23 protein-coding genes are annotated in these 22,721 nt (G+C 56.7%); 6 read left to right on the top strand and 17 right to left on the bottom strand.

Features of this window, described 5'->3' with window-relative positions; genetic code table 11:
• Nucleotides 1-44: 44 nt before the first annotated feature.
• Nucleotides 45-1,100 (top strand): FUSC family protein, encoded by a 1,056-nt coding sequence (locus KVT34_RS02910; RefSeq protein WP_042228001.1) that lies wholly within the window; start codon nucleotides 45-47, stop codon nucleotides 1,098-1,100.
• A 103-nt stretch (nucleotides 1,101-1,203) separates the two neighbouring features.
• Nucleotides 1,204-1,416 (top strand): hypothetical protein, encoded by a 213-nt coding sequence (locus KVT34_RS02905; RefSeq protein WP_217556581.1) that lies wholly within the window; start codon nucleotides 1,204-1,206, stop codon nucleotides 1,414-1,416.
• Nucleotides 1,417-1,600: 184 nt separating this feature from the next.
• Here the strand turns inward: KVT34_RS02905 and KVT34_RS02900 are convergent, their stop codons facing one another.
• The 4 genes from KVT34_RS02900 to KVT34_RS02885 all read right to left on the bottom strand — a co-directional run bounded on the left by KVT34_RS02900 (nucleotide 1,601) and on the right by KVT34_RS02885 (nucleotide 3,830).
• Nucleotides 1,601-1,990 carry a hypothetical protein gene (locus KVT34_RS02900; RefSeq protein ID WP_217556580.1) on the bottom strand — a complete coding sequence of 130 codons (390 nt, stop codon included), beginning with the start codon at nucleotides 1,988-1,990 and terminating at the stop codon, nucleotides 1,601-1,603.
• A gap of 114 nt (nucleotides 1,991-2,104) precedes the next feature.
• Nucleotides 2,105-2,350, bottom strand: coding sequence for a hypothetical protein (locus KVT34_RS02895; RefSeq protein ID WP_217556579.1), 246 nt, complete (start codon nucleotides 2,348-2,350; stop codon nucleotides 2,105-2,107).
• Between the two features lie 358 nt (nucleotides 2,351-2,708).
• On the bottom strand, nucleotides 2,709-2,990 hold the full coding sequence (locus KVT34_RS02890) for a DUF1294 domain-containing protein (RefSeq protein ID WP_042228008.1): 282 nt from the start codon (nucleotides 2,988-2,990) through the stop codon (nucleotides 2,709-2,711).
• Between the two features lie 87 nt (nucleotides 2,991-3,077).
• Nucleotides 3,078-3,830: an SDR family NAD(P)-dependent oxidoreductase gene (locus KVT34_RS02885; protein WP_217556578.1), complete on the bottom strand. Its 753-nt coding sequence runs from the start codon at nucleotides 3,828-3,830 to the stop codon at nucleotides 3,078-3,080.
• A gap of 108 nt (nucleotides 3,831-3,938) precedes the next feature.
• Here KVT34_RS02885 and KVT34_RS02880 point away from each other — a divergent pair, with 108 nt between their 5' ends.
• Nucleotides 3,939-5,807, top strand: a complete 1,869-nt coding sequence (locus KVT34_RS02880) for an ABC transporter substrate-binding protein (RefSeq protein WP_217556576.1) — start codon at nucleotides 3,939-3,941, stop codon at nucleotides 5,805-5,807.
• A gap of 302 nt (nucleotides 5,808-6,109) precedes the next feature.
• Nucleotides 6,110-7,252, top strand: coding sequence for a GNAT family N-acetyltransferase (locus KVT34_RS02875; protein WP_217556575.1), 1,143 nt, complete (start codon nucleotides 6,110-6,112; stop codon nucleotides 7,250-7,252).
• Nucleotides 7,253-7,481: 229 nt separating this feature from the next.
• On the opposite strand, the gene KVT34_RS02870 is transcribed toward KVT34_RS02875, so the two are convergent.
• Nucleotides 7,482-8,894, bottom strand: coding sequence for a class II fumarate hydratase (locus KVT34_RS02870; protein ID WP_217556574.1), 1,413 nt, complete (start codon nucleotides 8,892-8,894; stop codon nucleotides 7,482-7,484).
• 478 nt (nucleotides 8,895-9,372) lie between these two features.
• Between KVT34_RS02870 and KVT34_RS02865 the strand changes: the two genes are divergently transcribed.
• Nucleotides 9,373-10,839, top strand: coding sequence for an NAD-dependent succinate-semialdehyde dehydrogenase (locus tag KVT34_RS02865; RefSeq protein ID WP_217556573.1), 1,467 nt, complete (start codon nucleotides 9,373-9,375; stop codon nucleotides 10,837-10,839).
• 128 nt (nucleotides 10,840-10,967) lie between these two features.
• Here the strand turns inward: KVT34_RS02865 and KVT34_RS02860 are convergent, their stop codons facing one another.
• The 9 genes from KVT34_RS02860 to KVT34_RS02820 form a co-directional block, all read right to left on the bottom strand.
• Nucleotides 10,968-11,459, bottom strand: coding sequence for a hypothetical protein (locus KVT34_RS02860; RefSeq protein WP_217556572.1), 492 nt, complete (start codon nucleotides 11,457-11,459; stop codon nucleotides 10,968-10,970).
• Nucleotides 11,460-11,582: 123 nt separating this feature from the next.
• Entirely contained in the window at nucleotides 11,583-12,536 is a 954-nt protein-coding gene (locus KVT34_RS02855; protein WP_217556571.1) for an alpha/beta fold hydrolase, read from the bottom strand.
• 38 nt (nucleotides 12,537-12,574) lie between these two features.
• Nucleotides 12,575-13,882 carry an NCS2 family permease gene (locus tag KVT34_RS02850; protein WP_217556570.1) on the bottom strand — a complete coding sequence of 436 codons (1,308 nt, stop codon included), beginning with the start codon at nucleotides 13,880-13,882 and terminating at the stop codon, nucleotides 12,575-12,577.
• Between the two features lie 223 nt (nucleotides 13,883-14,105).
• Nucleotides 14,106-14,327 carry a YezD family protein gene (locus tag KVT34_RS02845; protein ID WP_042228026.1) on the bottom strand — a complete coding sequence of 74 codons (222 nt, stop codon included), beginning with the start codon at nucleotides 14,325-14,327 and terminating at the stop codon, nucleotides 14,106-14,108.
• A 25-nt stretch (nucleotides 14,328-14,352) separates the two neighbouring features.
• Nucleotides 14,353-15,186 carry an alpha/beta hydrolase family protein gene (locus tag KVT34_RS02840; RefSeq protein ID WP_042228027.1) on the bottom strand — a complete coding sequence of 278 codons (834 nt, stop codon included), beginning with the start codon at nucleotides 15,184-15,186 and terminating at the stop codon, nucleotides 14,353-14,355.
• A 42-nt stretch (nucleotides 15,187-15,228) separates the two neighbouring features.
• A complete protein-coding gene (locus KVT34_RS02835; protein ID WP_217556569.1) occupies nucleotides 15,229-16,284 on the bottom strand; it encodes a sulfate/molybdate ABC transporter ATP-binding protein in 1,056 nt (351 codons plus the stop codon).
• Nucleotides 16,285-16,287: 3 nt separating this feature from the next.
• Nucleotides 16,288-17,199, bottom strand: a complete 912-nt coding sequence (gene cysW / locus KVT34_RS02830) for a sulfate ABC transporter permease subunit CysW (RefSeq protein WP_217556568.1) — start codon at nucleotides 17,197-17,199, stop codon at nucleotides 16,288-16,290.
• A 22-nt stretch (nucleotides 17,200-17,221) separates the two neighbouring features.
• Nucleotides 17,222-18,055, bottom strand: coding sequence for a sulfate ABC transporter permease subunit CysT (gene cysT / locus KVT34_RS02825; protein WP_217556567.1), 834 nt, complete (start codon nucleotides 18,053-18,055; stop codon nucleotides 17,222-17,224).
• Nucleotides 18,056-18,124: 69 nt separating this feature from the next.
• Nucleotides 18,125-19,219: a sulfate ABC transporter substrate-binding protein gene (locus tag KVT34_RS02820; RefSeq protein WP_217556566.1), complete on the bottom strand. Its 1,095-nt coding sequence runs from the start codon at nucleotides 19,217-19,219 to the stop codon at nucleotides 18,125-18,127.
• Nucleotides 19,220-19,548: 329 nt separating this feature from the next.
• On the opposite strand from KVT34_RS02820, the gene KVT34_RS02815 reads away from it, so the two are divergent.
• The gene (locus tag KVT34_RS02815) at nucleotides 19,549-19,746 is read left to right on the top strand and encodes a hypothetical protein (protein ID WP_042228037.1); all 198 of its coding nucleotides are present in this window, start codon (nucleotides 19,549-19,551) and stop codon (nucleotides 19,744-19,746) included.
• A gap of 207 nt (nucleotides 19,747-19,953) precedes the next feature.
• On the opposite strand, the gene KVT34_RS02810 is transcribed toward KVT34_RS02815, so the two are convergent.
• The 3 genes from KVT34_RS02810 to purT form a co-directional block, all read right to left on the bottom strand.
• Nucleotides 19,954-20,736, bottom strand: coding sequence for a TIGR00266 family protein (locus KVT34_RS02810; protein ID WP_217556565.1), 783 nt, complete (start codon nucleotides 20,734-20,736; stop codon nucleotides 19,954-19,956).
• A gap of 127 nt (nucleotides 20,737-20,863) precedes the next feature.
• On the bottom strand, nucleotides 20,864-21,343 hold the full coding sequence (locus tag KVT34_RS02805; protein WP_217556564.1) for an acyl-CoA thioesterase: 480 nt from the start codon (nucleotides 21,341-21,343) through the stop codon (nucleotides 20,864-20,866).
• Nucleotides 21,344-21,441: 98 nt separating this feature from the next.
• A complete protein-coding gene (gene purT, locus KVT34_RS02800) occupies nucleotides 21,442-22,623 on the bottom strand; it encodes a formate-dependent phosphoribosylglycinamide formyltransferase (RefSeq protein WP_217556562.1) in 1,182 nt (393 codons plus the stop codon).
• Nucleotides 22,624-22,721 lie beyond the last annotated feature (98 nt).

The raw sequence follows: 22,721 nt of genomic DNA, 5'->3' as shown, positions 1-22,721 counted from the left end.
TAATGAGTTCGTCATCTCGAACCATCTGAAGGGAGTTACCGCATGTGACGTTCGGAGCCAGAATGTTAAAGACGGGCATGGCCGTCACTCTAGCTTTGTACTTAAGTATGCTTTTGCATACGACCGCCCCGGTTATTGCCGCTGTTGCCGCGATTTTCGCCCTGCAGCCGTCCATTTACCGGTCCTGGCGTTATTTTCTCGATCAGCTGCAAACCAACACACTGGGAGCCGCGCTCGCCCTCGTCGCCGGTACGTTTTTTCCCAAGCACCCGATCGCGATCGGGATCGTTTGTATTCTGGCCATCATGATCTGTCTTAAAATGAAAATGGAAGCGAACATCGGCCTTACTCTCGTAACGGTAATCGCCGTAATGGATGCTTCCGGGGGCCACTGGTGGTTCGCCGTTAACCGGTTCCTGCTCACCTCGCTCGGGGTCGGGTCCGCTTTCGTCATTAACGTGCTTTTTTTCCCGCCTAATTGGCAGAAACGATTTATGGAAGAAGTTCACGGGGTCTTCAATCAGATATCGCCTCTTCAGAGGACGGTCATCTCCAATGAAATGAAAGAATCCGTTTTTCAGGAAACGAAAGACGGTGTCGTGGGCGCGCTGTTCCGCCTGGAGGAGAAATACAAGCTCTTCGAAGAAGAGCAGAAAAAACTCAAACGGCTGAAATACAGCCAGTCCAAGCGACTTGTCGTCTACAAGCAGATGCTTCACACCCTGCGCAAAGGCGTGGATATCCTACAACTGGTCGAAGAACATTATTTCCAAGCATCGCGCACTTCAAAAATGAACGAGTTCGTCGACGAGCATTTGGAAGCCCTTACTCAATACCACGAGTATGTCCTGATGAAATTCGAGAAGAAATACAAGAACGAGTCCTACGAGAAGCTCGAAGCGATGGATCTCAAAAACGACGCCTTCCTGAGGCTCATTACGGACGCCTCCAGCAGTACCGGTGACCTGCACCGGCTCGTTGTGGTCGCTTCCGGGATCTATGACTACGGCCACCAGATCGTGCGGCTGGATAAACTGGTCGAGCAGTTTTTCAAAGGCGCGGAAGAAAACGAAAAACAGACGGGACTTAAGTTTTTTTGATGTCCCGCCTGTTTTTTCTTTTCTATAATCCGTATGGATACGGAACATACTAAATCCGATCACGGCCTCCCCCGCGGAGGTTTTGTAGAAGGAGATGATGTCTATGACCGACAATCACGATCCCAATTTCGTACTGGGTGCTCCGCATTCCTCGTTGGATTCGGCGGAAGCTTCAACCGCGCATGGAACGGAACTGACCAGAGAGCAGTTCCTCCAGTCTTACGAAGCCGGAACCATCGAAGACGACGGCGGCTTGGGCGAGGAGACGCAAGCGGAAGCCGGCTACCGGCCCGAATCTTCGTCGGACAGGGCCTGAGCCTTCCGCTGCAAACGGCACACGCGTTAGCCGGGCAAGGCACGGACGCTCCGAACACCGGAACCGGCTATGCAAAAACCCCCGCAGTTTCAATGCCGTAGGGCTTTGAAACTGCGGGGGTTTCGTATGTGCCGGCTGTTCCCGGCGCTCCGGATCGCAAGCGCATGCGCTTGCGCTGCGACGATTACTCGACGGCGTGAAGACCGCTCAAACGCGAGACGGTGAGCAGCAGTTCGTCGCGCAGCGGAACGATGAATTCCACCGCGCCCATCGTAAAGATGCCGCTCCGGTTATGAAGCCTTACGCCGCTGACGCTAAGCTTGTAATGCGGAAGGCCCGCCGACATCGAGGTCAGCTCGCTCCCGCCTCCGTTCCGGGAAGAGAACGTGAGCGTGCGTCCTTTGGCTTCGAACGGCACGATGCTGAGAATCGCCTGCAAAGGGATATAGTAATTGACGTGGGGTTTCTGGACGATGAGTTCTTTCGTCGTGACCGTAAGTCCCAGACCACTTTTCTTATGGGAATATTTCAATTCGCCGTCTGTCATCTGGATGGAAATAAAATCGGGATTCATTCCGTCTGGCGCCCCCTTCAAAAAAAAGGATGTATGTCCACCTTATCATACCGATATTGGACTGACAACCTGACGGGGATTCAATTCGAACGAGTCAAAACGGGGAGAGAGCCGCTACGACGCGAGCGTCAGCACCTGAAAATCCATCTCGATGCTTTGAGCCGACATCAGTCCGCCCAGCAATAGTTTGGCCTCCGTCAAACGGGCGAGATCCCCCCGCAAAATCAGATGGGACCGGTGTCTCTTTCCGGGCGTTTTCCAGGCCACCAGCGGAGCCAGCATATGTTGTTTTAAGGTTCGGATCACCGTATGTAATTGTTCCTGTTCCGCCACTTTGACGATCAGAAATGTATGGTCCATCACGATCTCCTCCGGTCGTTAAAAAGAATGTGCGTTTCCGGCCGAAACCAGGGCGCATCGCGCCGAGAGCCGGGGATTGAAGTCCACAGCATAAAGCCATCCGCGAGCAGCAGCGGACGGCAGCCTTTCCATCATAGGGTGTTTGGTTCAAGGAGTCAAGTCGGATGGCTTACTTCCCTGCTCTTCCGCCGGTGCCTCAGGAGACTTCCCGGCTTAACGACTATCACTGTACCTGTGTAATCCCGTTTGAAACAGTTTCTATGTATTTTTTTATTCTACCACATCAATTGGAGTTTTTCTTCATTATTCTTCAAGCGCAGTCCAGTCTCGTTTACCCGGCTCTCCCCGGTATGAAACTCTACTCCCCCACAAATCGGAACAGCTTCCAGAAAACGATCACATTGACGATCAGCAGAAGCGGAATTCCGTATTTGAACGTGAAATGTCTGGTTTTGTGCTTGTAGGCATACATGCCCGCCCAGATACCGGGAGCCCCCCCGATAAGAGCCGTCAGAAACAACCGCTTCTCCGGTACCCGCCATTCCCCGCTGCGCGCTCTGCGTTTGTCGGCGCCCATCCAGACGTAGGCGACAAGATTAACGACAAGAAGATATAGGACAAGAATCTTGATGGAGAACACCTCTTCTTTAGTATAAAGTCCCTTTCTCTATTAGTTTACAATTTTTTGGGTAAAAAGCGAAGACCGGAGCGGGAAGCTCCGGTCTTTCTATTCTTCATACATCATTTTGCGGGTCATGCCTCCGTCAATGACAAGATTCTCTCCGGTAACGAAATCGTTCGCGGGATCCGTCAAATATAAGCAGGCCCTGGCGACGTCGTCGGGTGTGCCGACGCGGCCCGCAGGGTGCTGCTTGTGATCGGACGGCTTCAGCGCCCCGTAGTCCCCGGTCTCGATCCAGCCGGGACTGATGCAGTTCACGCGGATGCCGTCCGGGCCCAGCGATATCGCGAGCGCATGCGTCAGCGCCGCGATCCCTCCCTTCGAAGCGGCGTAAGCTTCCGAGGACGGCTCCGACATCAGCGCCCGCGTGGACGCGATGTTCACGATGCTGCCGCCTCCGGTCTCACGCATCCGCTTCGCCGCTTCCCGCGCGCACAGGAACGTGCCGCGCAGATTCGTATGGAGGACGCGGTCCCACTCCTCCACCGTCAAATCGTACGGCGACTTCCATTCGGAGACGCCGGCGTTGTTGATCAGGCAGCCGATGGAGCCGTACGCTGCGGCTGCCCGTTCGATAAGGCGGACGATGTCGCCGGGCCGGCTCAAATCCGCCGGGACGAACAGAGCTTCTCCGCCTCCTTCGCGGATCGTCCGCGCGTTGTCTTCTCCGCGGGCCTCGTCCGTATCCGCCAGGACGACGGCGCTTCCTCGCTCGGCATAGCGGCGCGCGATTACGCGGCCGATGCCGGATGCCACTCCCGTCACAATAACGGCTTTGCCGGCAGGCACTGTTTTCATGCTGGAACCCCTCCCGGGATCGTTTTATTTTTTGAGACTGTTCGCTTTCGCTCCGTACCCGCTTCTTGTATAATCAGGAGAAAATTCTCTTGTAAAGGCGGGATCGGGATGCAGATTGCCCATCATTATCTTGAATTGTGCCGGGCGTACAGCGCGGTGCCGCAAGGGCTTCCCGTCTCCCTCACCCTGGAGGAACTCGCCGAACGGCTTCACTGCACGGTGCGCAACGTCAAACTCGTGATCCGCAAAATGTCCGAAGCCGGCTGGATCACCTGGGTTCCCGGCCGCGGCCGCGGGAACAAATCCGAACTTCACTTCCATTATACCCTGGAAGAAATGCTGATGAAGCAAACGGCTGAATTTGCCGAGAAAGAACAGTATCAGCAAGCTTTCGAATGGATACACCAGTATGCGGATACGCCTTTAATGAAAGAACAGCTTCTCCAGCATGTCTCCCGCTATTTCGGATACAAGGCGAAAGTCACGGAGCAGGACGCCGACGTGCTGCGCCTGCCCATTAACAAACCCTACCGGACGTTCGATCCGGCCGCCCTGCTCTTTGCCAATGATGTCCATTTAAGCCGGCAGTTATTCGATACCATCGTGCGGTACGACAGAGCCGCAGGCGACTTTGTGCCGAGTCTCGCCCATCACTGGGAATCGGACGAAACGTGCACAGTCTGGACGTTCTATCTGCGCAAAGGCGTACTCTTTCACCACGGCCGCGAGCTGGAAGCAGCCGATGCCGCCTATTCCATCCGCAGACTGCTGAGTCCCGAGGTGTTCTCACCCCAGCGCTGGATGCTCGAAGATGTCCGGCAGATCCGCGTTCTGAACCGGATAACCATCCAGTTCGTGCTGGATAAACCGCACGTGCTTTTCCCGCACTGTCTGACCTCGCCGTCTGCGGCCATTCTGCCCCGGGAACTTTGCGAAGCGGACCCCGCGGCCTACTTCGCCTGCCCCGTCGGTACCGGTCCTTTCCGGCTGGAGATCCGGCCCGGCTACGGGTATCTGCTGCACGCCAACGAACGCTATTACCTGGGGCGGCCGTTTCTAGATGTCGTCGAGCATATCCTGCTCCGGGATTCTCCGGAGCTAGTCGTGATGACGGACGCCTGCAATATGGTTCAGCGTGCTCCCTACGCGCCCCGCTCCAAGCCCGAGCATGACTGGCAGGCGGTGGAATGCATTTCCTCGGGATGTGCGCTGCTTTCGTTTAACCGCCGCAAGGAAGGCCCCTTGCAGGACGCCGGACTCCGCCGGTACGTGCGTTCCGTCATTCAAGCTTGCGCGATGGTCGAAGAATTGGGAGAGAGCCGGGCCATTGCGGCCGCGAGCTTTTTGCCCGATAAAAGCCTGCGGATAGGCTGTGACCCTTACCGGGACGAGAAGGAAACGGCCGATATTCCGTACTCCTCCGCTTACGCCGGAACCGAACTTACTCTCCACTGCAAAGATTCCTACAAAACGTACGAAGATATCGACTGGATCGTGAACCGCTGCCTCAAAGCCGGACTTCACATCAGGGTGGCGCTCCATGAGCGGGATGAATTTCTAACACCCGATGTCATGGATGAAGCCGATCTCGTTCTATATGAAGTCGTATTGGATGAAAGCGAGACGCTCTCTTTGCTGGAGCTGTTCATGCAGGAGGAAGGGTCGATCCGGCGCATGTTCGACGATCCGCTGCGCGCGGAGCTGAACCGGAGAGTGGCCCTCCTGCTTGCCGAACCCGAACCCCGCAAGCGGCTGGATCTTTTCGATAAGCTGGAATCCCTTCTCACTGAAGACTGTTCGATCCATTTTCTCTATCACCGGAGAATGCAAACCACTTACCACAAAAGCGTACGCGGGCTAAGACTGAACGCCTTCGGCCATATCGATTACCGTCATATCTGGTTCGAGCCGCAAGATCCGCTTACCGGAGAGACAGCCTCGGCGGACTCTAGCTCCCCGTTCATGACGATTCACTGAAAAAAGCGCCCCCCAAGAGGCGCTTTTTCTGTCGGTGACGATATCTGTGCTTGACCGTATTCTCAGGCACTGGACCGCCATACCTTAATTTTCCTTTTCGGCGCTATACCATATATAAAGAACATTCCTACTTATCCGGCGTTAGCCTTTACAAACTGGACGCAGCGTCCGGACAGCCAAGGCCGCTTCTTAACGGCTAGTCAGAAATTATGACGGTTTTGTAAATTTTACCTGCCTTTGCGGCCGGGCATTTTCTATAATAGAGAAAACCATTAAAAACGGCGGAAAGGAAGAATGTTTACATGGACATCCGGCTTGTCAATCAAGAAGAGATGCGGGAGGCCGCCGCTTTGGCGGATTCGATTTTCCGGGATTCCGAGCAGATTTCGATGGCTGAGGGTTTCCCATTCCTCTTCTCCGCTCTGCATTCCCAATCCTTGGGAGCTTTCGAAAACGGGCGGCTCGTCGCCTTCATGGGCCTGCTCCCGTCTGTCATCCGCATCGGCCCCGCACGGCTTACGGTCTTCTCGCTTGGCTCCGTATGCACGCACCCGGAAAGCCGCGGAAAAGGCATCGCCGGCGAACTGTTCACCGCCGTCCGCGGGCAGGTGGCACGTTCGGGCGGCTCCCTGCTGCTCGTCTCCGGCGGCCGCTCCCTCTACACCCGCGCAGGCTGCCGGCCGTTCGGCTCCCTCCGCCGCTATGCGCTGGGAGGCGCTTCCGCCCTGCAGACGGACGAGTCCGCAGGGGGCTACCGGCTGCGGCCGTACGAGCGGGGCGACCTGCCGGCCATGAGCAGATTGGCCGCCGCCCGCCGCTCGGCTTTCGAGCAGAGCCCGTGGGATCTCGGCAGCCTGATCGACGCGCGTGCTTATGCCGCCTGCCTGAAGCTGCGGCACGAGACGTGGATCGCCGAGAAGGACGGTGAGCCGGCGGCCTTTATCGTCGCGGCCGTGCCGGACCCGGCCGTGGCATCCATGCGGTTTCCCCGGCTGATCGAGTGGGCCGGCGCACCCGAAGCGGCCGCCCGGCTCCTCACCGGTCTTACCGCAAAGCTGGAGCTGGCCGAGTTTCAGGCGGCAGTCCCGTTTTATGAAACGGGACTGCACGAAGCCCTGCGAAGCTTCCCGTCGGAAGAAAGCCGGAATGAAGGCACCCTTCTCGTAACGGACGCGCCGCTTCTTCTGAGCCAGCTCCGTCCCTATCTGGACGAGCAGAGCGGGAGCAGGCTCGGGGAGCGGCTCGGCGTCCGGGAAACCGGCGAAGGCGGCGTACGGCTGACGCTGAACGGACTGCCCGATCTTCTCCTGAGCGTGGACGACTGGATGACGCTGCTGTTCAATCCCGATGCCGCTGTCCGGATAGTACCTGCCCGGTGGCAGGAGGAACTGAAGTCCGTCTTCCCGCTTCCTTTCCCGTATACGGCAGGGCTAAACTACATTTGAAGCTGTACAGCACGGCGGCTCGCAAGAAGTACGCTTCACGCGCTAGCAGCCGTTTGAACCGCACGGAAGGAAGACAGAAACCTGCTGTTCAGAAACACAAACGATTTCCCCGCCCCGCTCCCTGTTCATTCCCTAGCGAAAAGTCCCGGCTCGTGCAGTATTCTGCATGCACGAGCCGGGACTTTTTTTCGGCCAATCTGTCTGATTTCCCAAGCAAGCGGCTTCCGTTTTATTCGGAAAGACTGTTCTGGACAATCCGCTCCCATTCATCCCCGGTTAGAATTCCCTTCTCCACGACAAGCTGACGAAGCGGTTTCTGCGTTTTCAGCGACTCCTTCGCGATCTCGGCCGCTTTGTCGTAGCCGATAACCGGATTCAGCATCGTTACCAGGGACAAGCTGCGGTCCATCCAGTAACGGCACTGCTCCTCATCGGCTTCGATCCCTTTCACGCAGCGTTCGCAGAACGCTTCCGCCGCGGTGCTCAAAATGTGAGCCGACTGCAGAACATTGTGGGCGATGACCGGCATCATGACGTTGATTTCAAGCTGGCTGCCTATCATCGCGGTCTGCACCGCCGTGTCGTTGCCGATCACCTGGCAACAGACCATGTACAGCATCTCCGGCAGGACCGGGTTCACCTTGCCCGGCATAATGGAAGATCCGGGCTGCACGGCAGGCAGCCGGATTTCGGCAAGGCCCGTCTGCGGGCCGGAATTAAGCAGGCGGATATCGCTGGACAGCTTGATCAGATGCACGGCCAAATCCCGGAGAAGCCCGCTTACACGCAGAGCCGCCGACGGGTTCTGCATAAAGGCGAACCGGCTCGGGGCCTGCCGGTAAGGTGTGCCTGTGCGGCGTCCGATCTCCGCTACCATCTTGGCGGCATATTCGGGATGGGTGTTCACGCCCGTGCCGACGGCATTGCCGCCGATGCCCAGCTCCAGGAGGCCGTCCGCGGCCTGCTCCAGCTGCTTTCGCATCTGGCCGACAGTGGCCGCGTAGCCTTCGAACTCCTGTCCCAGGCGGAGCGGGACCGCGTCCTGTAAATGGGTGCGGCCCGATTTTACGACCGAATGGAACTCCCTCGACTTGTTCGCGAGCTCGCCGATCAGCTTATCCAGGGCGGGCAGGAGCTTCCGCTCCACGGATTCGTGCACGGAAATGCAAATGGCCGTCGGAATCGTATCGTTGGTCGACTGGCCTTTGTTCACATGATCGTTGGGATGGATCTTGTCCTTGCGGTCGCGTTCCAGCCCCAGTTTCTCAAGCGCAACATTGGCGATCACCTCGTTGGCGTTCATGTTCTGCGACGTTCCCGCCCCGGCCTGAAAAGCGTCGACGACAAACTGGCTGTCCCAGCGCCCTTCGATCACTTCGTCCGCCGCCGCCAGGATGGCATCCGCGATCTCCCCGTCCAACTCGCCCAGTTCTTTATGTACGGCAGCGGCCGACGCTTTAATAATGCCCTGGGCTTTGATAAATTCCCTCGGCAGACGGTATCCGCTGATCGGGAAATTCAACACCGCGCGCTGAGTCTGGGCTCCGTAATAGGCATCGGCCGGGAGCTGAACCTGACCCAGAGAATCGCCTGCGGTGCGCTGTTGCGTATTTTTCTCCATGGATGGTTGTTGTTCGCTCATGATCTCACCCTTCCTTCCGTTCAATCTTCTTCGGTCTCTCGTGACAAGAGCGCGTTGACGGTTCCGGTAATTCCCGCGCTTATTTACTCTTCGTCCTGCCGGACGTCTTACCCATTTGCGGTAAAAGCCTCCTTTCATAGATACCCGTTTTAGCTGACGCTGATACCCGCAAGTTGGAAAGGATCGGCCTCTGCTGATAAAATCCCCTAATCCCTCTGGGATATTGAGGCATTTTCCACGTGCTGTCTATCTGCCGCAATCCCGTGAAAGCACGGAAATAGAACCCGCAGGGGGTCCGGTGTGCGATCCGCTTTTGGAAGGGGTATAATACATTAGGGATACCGGTTGGCGAAAAGCTTTACAGGCTCCGCCTGCTTTCATTTACCGGGCATTCACCTCATGTATATTTTTCCGAAAGGCGATTTTGCGCCTTTTTTACTGCGTAAGCTTTTTTCGTAACAAAAAGGAGGAGATCTTCATGACTACGACAACTTCCGGAAGCACTTCCGAACGCTGGCTGAATTACGTGAACGGCCAATGGATCGAAGCGGACAGCGGTAAGACGATTTCGGTCGTTAACCCTTCCACTCTGGCCGAGATTGCGACCGTACCGGATTCGGGAGAAGCGGAAACGAAGGCCGCTATCGAAGCGGCTCACACCGCTTTTCAATCGTGGAGCACTTTATCCGCTTACGAGCGTTCCGATATGCTGATGCGCTGGTACCACCTGCTGATGCGGCATCAGGAAGATCTGGCCAGAACGATGACGGCCGAACAGGGCAAGCCGTTGTCCGAAGCCAGAGGTGAAATCGCCTATGCGGCCAGCTTCATATCCTGGTATGCCGAGGAAGCTAAGCGGCTATACGGGGACATCATCCCGGCAACCAGCTCGGCCAAGCGGATGTTTGTTCTGCGTCAGCCCGTCGGTGTCGTGGCCGCGATCACGCCATGGAACTTCCCCGCCGCCATGATTACGCGCAAGGTAGGCCCGGCGCTCGCGGCAGGCTGCACCTGCATCGTCAAGCCTGCGGAGCAGACGCCGTTAACGGCGCTGTACATGGCCAAGCTGGCCGAAGAAGCGGGAATACCCGCCGGGGTACTTAACATCGTGACCGGAGAAGCTTCCGTGATCGGCGATACGCTGTTTGCGGATTCCCGGGTGGCGAAAGTGACCTTCACCGGATCGACGGAAGTCGGCAAGCACATCATGCGCGCTTCCGCCGATACGATGAAGAAAATATCGCTGGAGCTGGGCGGACACGCCCCGGTGATCGTGCTGGACGATGCCGACGCGGAGCTCGCCGCCGAGCAGACCCTCTTGTCGAAGTTCCGTAATGCCGGACAAACCTGCGTCTGCGCCAACCGGATTTACGTTCAGAAGGGCATCCGTCCGGCGTTCGAGAAGCTGTTGGCGGATAAAATCCGGGCCTTGAAAGTCGGCGACGGCATGGACCCGGACTCCGCAATCGGGCCTGTCATTGACGAAGACGGCCTGAACAAGATTCAGAGGCACGTGTCGGATGCCGTGGAACGCGGAGCAGCCGTCATTACGGGTGGCAGCCGGAGGGAAGTGCCTAAGCATGCCGGTTACTTTTTCGAGCCGACTCTGCTGACAGGTGTGGACAGCTCCATGTTGATCATGAAGGAAGAAACGTTCGGCCCCGTCGCGCCGATCGTCGAGTTTACCGATCCGGACGATGCCGTCCGGCAGGCGAACGATTCCCCTTACGGGCTCGCGTCCTACGTGTTTACTTCCAACATCAATCACGCCATCCGACTCGCCGAACGACTCCAGTACGGCATCGTCGGCGTAAACGACGGCCTGCCTTCTTCCGCCCAAGCCCCGTTCGGAGGCATGAAAGAAAGCGGCCTCGGCCGGGAAGGCGGCAAATACGGGATCGAGGAATATGTAGAGATCAAATACATCTCGCTCGGCCTTTACTGAACGGAGGGCAGTCGCTGCCTTCCGCTTAAATAAGAAACGTCCTGCAGCGATCCGGAATTCACCGGTCTGCCGCAGGACGTTTCTCATTTGTTTTAGCATGCCATACTTCCCGTACTTCTTTACCGTCCTCACACCGTGGAAATGGTCCCTCTTCCCGTGTCCGCCGACCGGGAGCCTTCCGGCCTTTCCTCGAAATAACGGATTACCTGATCCTTCAAGATAGCAAAATCGTTCTCCCTGCAGGAAAGCCGCACGGGATCCATCTCACCCGCAACAATAATATGGATGACAGGACCGTTTCCTTCCGTAATTTCGTAAGTGATCAACCTGCTGCGCTCGTAAAATTTCGTCCCGGATTTAAGTCCTTCCGTACCCAAATAAAACAATTTGACCCATTCCAGATAAAAGATAAATCCGCATGCTGCGGCAAACCACAAGCCGTCTTGCCCCATTAAAAGAACAAGGATAAGCATGCTGGCAGCAAAAACCCAAAAATCGAGGGCATACAGGTGTCCCTTCGCCACCACAACGCCTACCTTCTTAAAAGCCTGCCGGGCTTGATAAGTCTTCCAGGCCACAAAGCCCAACAAAAGCAGACCAACCACCGTGCCGGTAACCACTATGAAGATCACATCCCTGATTAGATGATTCCATAATACCTTTATTTGGAATTTTTGTTAAGCCCTAATTATACGGTGCCGCATCTAAAAAAAATAGACCGCTTTCGCGGTCCGGTCTGCTCCTCAGGATGTAGCAGGTTCTTTAATCAGCCCCCCGGTAGAAGCGAGCCAGCTTATCAAGTCTTCCATCACTTCTTCGCGGTTCACTTCGTTCAAAATCTCGTGACGTTTGTTCTCATACAGCTTGCAGTCCACCTGCTCCAGCCCCAGTTTACGGTACAAGGCCGCAAGACGTCTCACGCCCTTGCCCTGCCCGCCGACAGGATCTTTATCACCCGCCAGAAGCAGAACCGGAAGATGTTTCGGAATGCTCCGCATATGACGTTTCAGATGGATATCGGACAGATGGATAAAGAAGTCTCTAAAAAATCCCGTCGTGCAGATGTATCCGCAAAGCGGATCTTTCACGAATTTATCGACCTCCGCCTCGTCCGTGCTGAGCCAGTCGAATTCCGTCCGGTTCGGACGAAAAGGCCGGTTAAAGCTCCCGAGCGCCGTATGGCTCAGAAACTTGCTGCGTGCGCATTCGCCGCTGCGGGAAACGAGCAATTTCGCCAGCAGAATGGCCGCTTTCAAAATCACGCCTTTCGGTCCGTTCGTCCCAAGAAGCGCTACGCCTTCATAAAGCTGCGGAGCCCGGTACATGACTTTCTGGGAAAGGAACGAGCCCATGCTGTGCCCGACCAGATACAGAGGCAGCCCGCCCTGTTCCTCGTGTATCCGTCTGCCCAGATCGATCATATCGTCCGTCATCCCCGCGAACCCGTCCGGCCCCGGATATCCCAAGTCGTTCTTGTGGGCGGCCGTTCTTCCGTGCCCCCTATGGTCATTCGCGTAGACGATATAACCGCGGGCCGTGAGCTTCTCCGCAAACCGCTTGTAACGCAGCGCGTGTTCCGCCATACCGTGCGCGATCTGTACGGCGCCTCGAAGAGGAGTGCCCGGTTCCGGCTCCCACCGGTAAACAAAGACAGGCGTCCGCGTCTCTTCGTTTAAATGAAAATGACTTTCTTTCATCCGATCACCCTTGTTTTTCGGTTTGAGCGGGACGGGGATCAGCCATGGAAAAATCCGATCTGCACGATAAACAGCGCAGCGAACACGTAAAGCACAGGATGGATTTCCTTGAACCGTCCCCGGGCCGCCTTCAGCACAATGTAAAAAATAAATCCGATCCCGATGCTCGTCGATACGCTGTACGTCAGCGGCATCGTAACGAGAACGAGAAAAGCGGGGAAAGATTCTTCGAAATCTTTCCAGTCGATATGCAGCAGGTCGGTAATCATATAATACCCGACCACAATGAGCGCGGGCGCCGTGACCGACGGCAGGTTAGCCAACGTTTCCGCTACCGGGGCCAGAAATGACGTGGCGGCCAGCAGCGCGCAGGTGACGACCCCCGTCAAGCCCGTCCGGCCTCCTGCGGCTATTCCGGAGCCCGACTCGATCAGCGTCGTAACCGGGCTTGTTCCCATGACGGCACCGGCCGTAACGCCTGCGGCGTTCGCCATAAGCGCGCTCCGGGAACGGGGGAAAACGCCGTTTTTCATGAGTCCCGCCTGCTCCGCCAAACTGACCAGTGTTCCGGTCGTATCGAACACCGAGATCAGCAGAAACGTAAACGTGACGGCAAACAGCCCCTGCTCGAATACGCCTTTCACGTCCATCTGCATAAACGTCCCCGTCATCGTTCCCGGCCAGGCGAACCAGTGATCCGGCAAAATCAGCAGCCCCATCAGCCAGCCGATTGCCGCCGTCAGCAGCATTCCGATAAAAAGCGCCGCACGGACGCGGTACGACATCAAGACCAATGTGAGCACAAGTCCGATAACGGACAGCAGAGCTGCCGGTTCGTGCAGGCTTCCGATGGTGACGAGCGTATCCGGTGAAGCGACGATCAGCTTGGCGTTTTGCAGCCCTACAAAACAAATAAACAATCCCGTGCCCGCTGTAATCGCATATTTTAGCGATGCCGGAATGGATTCGATCAACAACCGGCCGTGCCGGCTGAGTGATACCAGCATAAAAAGAAGCCCGGCCAAAAATACGGAGCCCAGCGCTACCTGCCAGGATACCCCCGCTCCCTGAACGACGCCGAAGGCAAAGAACGCGTTAATGCCCATGCCGGGAGCGATGACGATCGGGTAGTTGCCCGCCAGTGCGATAATGAGCGTCGAAAATATAGTCGTCAGGATCGTTGCGATGAACACCGCATGAAAATCCATACCGGATGCGCTTAAAATGCCGGGATTCACGATCACCACGAACGCCATCGTCATAAACGTCGTGCATCCCGCCAGCACTTCCGTGCCGATCGTCGTCCGGCGCTCTTTTAACTTAAACCATGCTTCTGCCTTGTCCAATCAATTCCAGTCCTTTCCTTGCCGCTAATCAAGAATTGTATCATGGATTGAGATAGACTTCACGCTGAATTTATTTCACGCTTGAATGGCCCCACCTTTTTTCCGATTCCAATATCTAACATTATTTCCCATACCCCTTAGTTTCAAGCCCTATCGACGAAAAAGACCCGCTATCCCCATGGATAACAGGTCTTCATTAAGTACAGGATTCAGGAAAAAAAGGCTATCCCCGGCCGTCGCTCGCTTTGCGTTCGATATGCAGCTTGGCTTCGGCGCCTGCCGCGCTCCGCTTCGTCTCGTTGTCGAAACGTTTCCGTTCCGTCCGCTCGATTTGAGCGACCCGGCCGTCATGAATAATGATTTGAACGGTTCCGTACTCCAATCCGTTAATGCTTTGAATGATCCGGTCAATCCAGACTTCATTCAGTTCAACAGGTTTGGCCATAATTCTCATCCTCTCTACTCTCGATTCAAATCATCCAATCGTACCATTCTCTTTTACGCTTCTGCAGGTCTACCAGCCAAGCGGACGTTTTGCCTATTAAAGTAAAGGTGGCGTCCCGGTTCGAGAACGTATGGTCGGCCTGGAAAATGAGTTCCAGATCGCAGCGTCCGTCCGCCCGGAGCCAGAACATTTTTTGATAAAGCGGGGCGTAATCTACCGGTATATCTTCGTCCGCCGTGCCGTGTGCGATGAGAACATCTCCCCCGAATTTGCGCAGCTGCTCGAACGGTTGATGCTTGGAGAGAGAGTCGAAAAAAGCCGGGGTAAGCAGATACCCCTGATAGTCGATGCCTTTGTCCGGCTCCAGCTGACGATAAGCTTCCTTGCCGACAATTCGTACAATATCGTTGTGCGGGTGGGCTACGGCCGACCACATCACCAGGGTCCGCACGCGGTGGTCGGATGCGGCGGTCAGCAGGGCGACCGCCCCGCCCAGGCTGTGGCCCAGCAGCGTCACGCTGCCGGGGTCCACGCAGTCCAGGCTGAGCGCGTAATCCAGCACCCGGCGTGTCTGGGCGATCATCGGATCGAGTCCTCCCGCTCCGTAATCGCCGGTGCTTTCGCCGCAGCCGCCGTAATCGAAGCGGAGCACCATGTAGCCCTGGCTGCTCAAAGCCCTCGCCGTCTTGACGAACAGCCGGTCGACGCCGATCCGATTGCCGATAAAGCCGTGGCAGATAATGACAACCGGCCATTTGCCCGCGCCTCCCCGGCAATCGGCGGCCTCCCCGTCCGTCGGATAGTGCAGCGTAGCCGCCAGTTCCAAATCCCCGCTCGGGATTGTGATGTGATGTTCCATAGCCCTAGTCCTTTCTGCATGTGCGCTTCTGTGAGGTCCGGATCAGATATGAACCGGCATGGGATCGTTTTTTAAGGCATTTTCAACGGTTCTAGTCTGGTTGCCGTCGAAGATGTACAGCCGGTGGACCAGAACATGGACACGGTCCCCCGCTTCCAGTTGGGGCAGTTCCAGCGAGCGGTAACCGACCAGTCGGTAAGGCCCGCTTTCCACTTCGACCTGCCAGTTTGATCCGCGGAAATAGGTGCTTCTGACAACGGCCTCCGCCGATGCCGTCTGGCGGCTGATTTCGCCGGGCAGCCCGATCTCCACGAACTCCGGTCGGACGATAGCGGACGCTTCGCCCGCATCGGCGAACCCGATCAGGGAGCCGGCCTCCTCCAGCGGCGAAGATTCGCCGATAAAGGAAGCGACGAACGGAGTCAGCGGTTCGCGGTAAATGTCGATCGGCGAGCCTTTCTGCTCGATCCGGCCTTTGTTGACGATCATGATTTCGTCGGCTACCTCGACCGCTTCTTCCTGGTCGTGGGTGACGAAGATCGTCGTGATGCCGACCCGGGAAATCATTTCCCGCAGCCAGCTTCGCAGCTCCTTGCGGACTTTCGCGTCAATCGCCGCGAACGGTTCATCCAGCAGGAGCAGCTGAGGCTCGGGAGCGAGCGCCCGGGCGAAGGCCACCCGCTGGCGCTGGCCGCCGGAGAGCTGGTGCGGCAGCCGCTTCTCCAGACCCGCCAGGCCGGTCAGCTGAAGCAGTTCATGGACGCGGGTGCGGATCTCCGCTTTGCCGCGCTTCTGCACCTGGAGGCCGAAAGCGATGTTGTCGTACACGGACATGTGCTTGAACAGCGCGTAGTTCTGGAAAACAAACCCGATATGGCGTTCCTGCGGCATAAGGGCATTCACCTTTTCGCCATGGAACAGGATCTCCCCCGAATCGGGCGACTCCAGTCCGGCAAGCATCCGGAGGATCGTCGTTTTGCCTCCTCCGCTCGGTCCCAGAAGGCCGATCAGCTTGCCCTGTTCAATGTCGAACGAGATGTTTTTGGCGGCTTCGTAGGAGCCGAACGACTTGTTGATTCCTCTTACACTGATATGCATAGGTTAACTCCCCTCCGTTGCCTGGTTTAAGCCGGAATCGGCATGCTGCCGGTTGGACTGATGGAACTTCCATTCGGCCAGACTTTTCACGATCAGCGTCAGCACGGCCAGCATAACGAGCAGGGAAGCAACCGCAAACGCAGCCGAAAATTGATATTCGTTGTATAAAATCTCGATATGGAGCGGAACGGTATTCGTCTTGCCCCGGATATGACCCGAGACGACAGAGACGGCGCCGAACTCCCCCATCGCTCTCGCATTACATAAAATGATGCCGTACAGCAATCCCCACTTGATGTTGGGAAGAGTCACTTTCCAGAAAATGCGCCAGCCTTTGGCGCCGAGTGTCGCCGCCGCTTCTTCCTCCTGCGTGCCCTGAGCCTGCATAAGCGGGATCAGTTCCCTCGCAACGAACGGGAAGGTGATGAAGACGGTCGCGAGCACGATGCCCGGCAGGGCAAACACGATCTTGAGATCGTGATCGGCCAGCCACGGACCGAACCAGCCTTTCGTCCCGAACAGCAGGATAAACATGAGACCGGCAATGACGGGCGAAATGGCGAACGGAAGGTCGATCAGCGTAACCAGCACGTTCTTGCCGCGAAATTTAAACTTCGTGATCGCCCAGGCGGCCGCCACGCCGAACACCACGTTCAGCGGAACGGCAATCGCCGCGGTCGTCAGCGTAAGGCGGATAGCCGCCCACGCCTCCTTCTGGGTCAAGGCCGCCAGATACACTTCGGTGCCTTTTTTGAACGCCTGGATAAAAACCGTCGCAAGCGGCAGCACCAGAAGCAGGGCGAGAAACAGCAGGGCTCCTCCGATCAGAAGCCACTGGACGATCCTAGGCTCGGTGATATGCTTCGCCGGTTCCGACGAAGGTCCGTTCAGATTTGCAGCTACGTTGCCTGCCATTATGCTTCAGCTCCTTTCGCGGTCATCCGCTCACCCGCCGGTTGGATTTCATCTGCAGCGCGTTGGTGACGAGCAGCAGCACGAACGAGATGATCAGCATGACCAGAGCAATGGCTGTGGCCCCGGCATAGTCGTACTGCTCCAGCTTCGTCATGATGAGCAGCGGCGTAATCTCCGTCTTCATCGGCATGTTGCCTGAAATGAAGACGACAGAGCCGTACTCGCCGATCGCCCGGGCGAAGGCGAGGGTAAACCCCGTCAGCAGCGCGGGCACGAGCTGCGGAAAAATGACGCGGCGGAACGTACGCCAGCGTGAAGCGCCGAGGCTCACGGCGGCCTCTTCCGTTTCGTGCTCCAGCTCCTGCAGCACGGGCTGCACGGTGCGGACCACGAACGGAAGCCCGATAAACGTGAGCGCGATGATGATGCCAAGCGGCGAATACGCCGCCTTGATGCCGAGCGGAGCGAGCAGGCTGCCGATCCAGCCGTTGTCGGCATACAGGCTTGTCAGCGCGATGCCGGCCACGGCCGTCGGAAGCGCAAAAGGCATGTCGACCAGCGCGTCGACGAACCGTTTGCCCGGAAAGCGGTAGCGCACAAGCACCCAGGCCACGAGCAGGCCGAATACGGTGTTGACCAGCGCAGCCGCTATAGAAGCGCCGAAGCTGAGCTTGTAGGAAGCGACCACCCGTTCATCGGTGACTGCCTGCCAGAACTGGTCGAAGGTCAGCCCCGTCGTTTTCCACACGACCGCGGAAAGCGGGAAAAGCACGAGCAGGCTCAAGTAAAGCACCGTAAAGCCCATCGACAAGCCGAACCCGGGTAAAATACGTTTCGTTTTGTTTCGTCTTCCCATTGCGAACACGTCCCCTTGATCGCAGACCGAGTGGTGCCGGTTTGTACCGTCGCACCCGGGCACGCATAATTATTTCGGTTTGTAAATCTGGTCGAATACACCGCCGTCGGCGAAGTGTGTTTTCTGGACTTTGGCCCAGCCGCCGAATTCGGGATCGTCGATTTTAAACAGGTTCACCGGCTTGAATTGATTTTCGTACTGCTTCGCGACGGATTCCAGACGGGGCCGATAGTAATTTTTCGCGGCGATTTTCTGTCCTTCCTCCGTGTACAGGTAGTCCAGATAAGCCTGGGCCACTTCTTTCGTGCCTTTCTTGTCGGCATTCTTGTCGACTACCGCTACCGGAGGCTCCGCCAGCACGCTGATCGAAGGCGTTACGATCTCGAACTTATCCTTGCCCAGCTCGTTGAGCGACAGGTAGGCTTCGTTCTCCCAAGCGATCAGGACGTCACCGAGGCCCCTTTCCACGAAGGTCGTCGTTGAATCGCGCGCTCCCGTTCCGAGCACCGGCGCGTTTTTGAACAGTTGAGTTACGAATTCCTTGGCTTTGGCTTCGTCGTTGTTGTTTTTCTTGAGCGCGTAGCCCCAGGCCGCCACGTAGTTCCAGCGCGCTCCGCCGGAAGTTTTCGGATTGGGGGTGATGACGGACACGCCCGGCTTGATGAGATCGTCCCAGTCCTTGATTCCTTTCGGATTGCCTTTGCGTACGAGGAATACGATCGTCGATGTGTATGGAGTGCTGTTGTCTTTCAATTCCGTTTCCCAGCCTTTATCAATAAGACCCGCCGCTTGAACCTGATCGATATCGTAAGCCAGCGCAAGCGTAACCACGTCCGCTTCCAGTCCGTCGATGACCGAGCGGGCTTGTTTGCCCGAACCGCCGTGAGACTGGCTGACCGTTACGGTCTGGCCTTTCTTTTCTTTCCAGTACTTGATGAAAGCTTCGTTGTATGCCTGGTACAGTTCTCTCGTCGGGTCATAGGATACATTAAGCAGTTCGACCGATTTTGGTGCAGAGCCGCCGTTTTCGGTTCCCGTTTTCGTAGATGTTGTTTCGTTTCCTCCGCCGCATGCGGTTAAACCGGTGAGCAGCGAAGTCAGGGCAAGGACGGAAATCGAGCGTCCGAGAACCCTTTTGAAAGAATGCGATTTTAAAGCAGCCATGTACATATACCCCTTTCGAATTTGGCACCTCGTTGTCTAGCATTTCACATTCCCTACTGAACTTTTTCTTCGCGTCTCCGGTGATCCGGTGGACAAAATAAACAAATCCTATAAGTTTAGTAAGAATTATTTATACATCAATATAGCATCGCCTATAAATCGTGTCAATACGTTTTTTTGTAAAAATTGTAAGTGCCGGTCCGCCTGACTCCGAGGAAAAAAATCCCCGTTTCAAACGCGCTTGCAGCGTGTAAGAAAGGCGTGGGAGTTATGTTGGAAACAAGCACGCAAGCTTTGAAATCATTTGCTTCATTGGAGGTCAAAGAAAGATGAACAACAATTTTACCGCTGACGCCGAACGCGTTCTAATCGTATATTTGAATAATGATATCGTCGTGGAAAATGTACCTGGCGAAGTCGATGTGGACTCTTATCTCGACGAACAGGATTACGACGCACGCCAAGTCGAGCTGATTTCGATGGGCGAGTTTAACGAGCGTCTGGATCAAATGCTGCTGCAATATTGATTAAAACAGAAGCCCCCGGGCTTTTCACATAAAAAGGCAGTTCCTTTCCGATGAAAGGAACTGCCTTTTTCAATTATATATGCGTAGGTTCGATTGGCCATGGACAACGCGGAGCGATTAACCGACAGGCGCCCCGCGCGGAACCTCTCGAAGCGCCAGCCGTTCTCTGAAAGCGGAAACGCCCGACTGCTTGGGGCTTTGGCAGCACTAGTGCCTTTCGAACAGATTGCCGAGGCCCCCGAGCACGCTGCCTTCTTCCTTGCCCCGGACAGCTCCGCCGAGCACTCTCTCGGCCAGGCGGCTGAACGGCAAAGACTGCAGCCACACTTTGCCGGGGCCTCTCAAAGTGACGAAGAACAGCCCCTCGCCGCCGAAAACGGCTGTTTTGATGCCTTTTACAAACTCGATGTCATACTGGACGTCCGGCGTCATCGCAACGAAGCAGCCCGTATCGACACGAAGCACCTCACCCGGCTGAAGCTCGCGCTCCAGAATAGAACCGCAGGCGTGCACGAAGCCGAGTCCGTCGCCTTCCAGCTTCTGCATGACGAAGCCTTCCCCTCCGAAAAAGCCCGCTCCCAGCTTGCGCTGCAGCTCGATGCCGATGGATACGCCTTTGGCCGCGCACAGGAACGAATCCTTCTGGCAAATCAGCTTGCCGCCCAGCGCATGCAGATCCATCGGAATGATTTTGCCGGGATACGGAGCCGCGAACGTAACGTGCTCTTTGCCCCGCCCGTGGTTGGTGTACACGGTCATAAACAAGCTTTCCCCGGTGAGCAGCCGCTTGCCCGCTCCCATCAGCTTGCCCATCAGACCCCGGCCGCCGCCGCCCGATCCGTCGCCGAAAATCGTTTCCATACCGATATTGCCTTCCATCATCATCATGCTGCCGGCTTCGGCAACGACGCTTTCCTGCGGGTCAAGCTCAATCTCCACGTACTGCATTTCATTGCCATGAATGACATAATCAATCTCGTGAGCGTTCAAGCACAAGCACTCCTCTGTTCATTGGAATAGGGACCGATATCGTTAACACGTACCTTTACCTCTTGGTACGGCTCGGAAAGACGCCGGTTCCGCTTCCGGCGAAAAAATTTAAGCACGCGCCGATTGTTCAATCGGCTTCCCGCTCCGCCTTGCGTTTCTTTCGCGCCTCGTAGCGTGCCGGGGCGGATTCGTGCAAGCGCCTTTCCCGTTCCGTCTCGGGTATGACCGCGGGAACGGGAGTCGGTCGGCCTTCGTCATCCAACGCCACAAATGTGATAAACGAGGTGGCGGTGGTCCGGCGTTCGCCGGTAAACATATTTTCGGCCACTACGCGCACGTAAACCTCCATGGAACTCCTGTGCGTCCAGGACACGAAGGCTTCCAGCTCGATGGCTTCACCCAGATGCACGGGGGCCAGAAAGTCGAGACTGTCGCTCGAAGCCGTAACGACGCCTCGACGGCAATGTCGCATGCTTGCGATTGTCGCGATCTTATCGATATATTCCATGATTTTGCCGCCGAAAACCGTCCCGTGATAGTTCGTATCCAGCGGAAAAATGACTTCCGTCATAATGGAGCGGGAGACGCTCGTCGGTTTCGCTTCCATATGGATAAAACCTCCTTCTCGTCGGCCGGAGCGAAAGCTTGTAAACTTCAACTTCCGTCCCGGCTATACGAAACGCTAACGTTTACGGGTACAGGGCTTTATTCCCCGTACCGGATAAAAAGCTTGCCCGCCGCCTCGGCGGCCATCGCTCTGGCCGTTTCCGTGTCCTGCGCGGCGGCAAGGGCAACCGCCATCCGGCGGCCCGGTTTCGTTTCCGGCTTGCCGAAAATCCGCACCTGGACATCCGGCACCGCGAGCGCCTCATCCAGCCCCCCGATTTGGAAATCGGTGCTGCCGCGGTCCGCCTTCAGCGTATGGGAAGCGCCTGGCGTAAGCAGGCGGATTTGCGGAATCGGCAGCCCGAGAATCGCTCTTGCGTGGAGCGCAAATTCGGAGAGATCCTGAGTCGCCATCGTGACCATGCCCGTATCGTGCGGACGCGGCGAAACCTCGCTGAAATATACGCCTTCGCTCGTGAGGAACAGCTCGACGCCGAAGATTCCGTATCCGCCGAGCGCATCGGTGATCGTCCGCGCCATCTGCTCGGCTTCCGCGATATGAGCCTCGCTCATCGCGTGCGGCTGCCACGATTCGATATAGTCGCCTTCCTTCTGCACATGACCGATCGGAGCGCAGAAGGAAGTACCGCTTACGGAGCGGACGGTGAGCAGCGTAATTTCCGACTCGAACGTGACGAACGCCTCGACGATGACGCGGGCTTTTTTCGCCCGTCCGCCTTCCAATGCCGTATTCCAGCAGGCCTCGATGTCCGCTTCGGACCGGCATACGCTCTGGCCCTTGCCCGACGAGCTCATGATGGGCTTGATGACGCAGGGCGTACCGATTTCCGCGACCGCGGCATAAAGCTCGTCCAGCGTATCGGCAAAGCCGTACTTCGCCGTACGCAGACCGAGCTCCTCGGCAGCCAGCCGGCGGATGCCTTCCCGGTCCATTGTGAGGCGCGACGCGTTCGCGGTCGGAATGACACGGTAGCCTTCCTTCTCCAGCTCGACCAACTCTTGTGTGGCGATCGCTTCAATCTCGGGCACGATCAGATGGGGCCGCTCCCGTTCGATGATTTCGCGAAGCGCCTGCCTGTCGAGCATGTCGATGACATAGCTGCGGTGCGCCACCTGCATGGCAGGCGCGTGATCGTAACGGTCGACCGCGATCGTTTCGATTCCGAGCCGCTGCGCCTCCAGAATGACTTCTTTGCCAAGCTCCCCGGAACCGAGCAGTATAATTTTCTTCGATTTCCCTGATAGCGGTGCTCCAAACATACGGTGTCCTCTCCCCAGAGTGCAGCAGTGTGCCTCTATATTTTGTGAGCTTGCGGTTAGGCAAGTATTCCCATGTGTGATACCGTTCTTGACAACGG

The organism is Paenibacillus sp. GbtcB18 (genome assembly GCF_019091125.1).
GTDB lineage: Bacteria > Bacillota > Bacilli > Paenibacillales > NBRC-103111 > Paenibacillus_F > Paenibacillus_F chitinolyticus.
The sequence above is the reverse complement of the archived record's forward strand: the minus strand, read 5'-3'. Positions and strand labels throughout refer to the sequence as shown.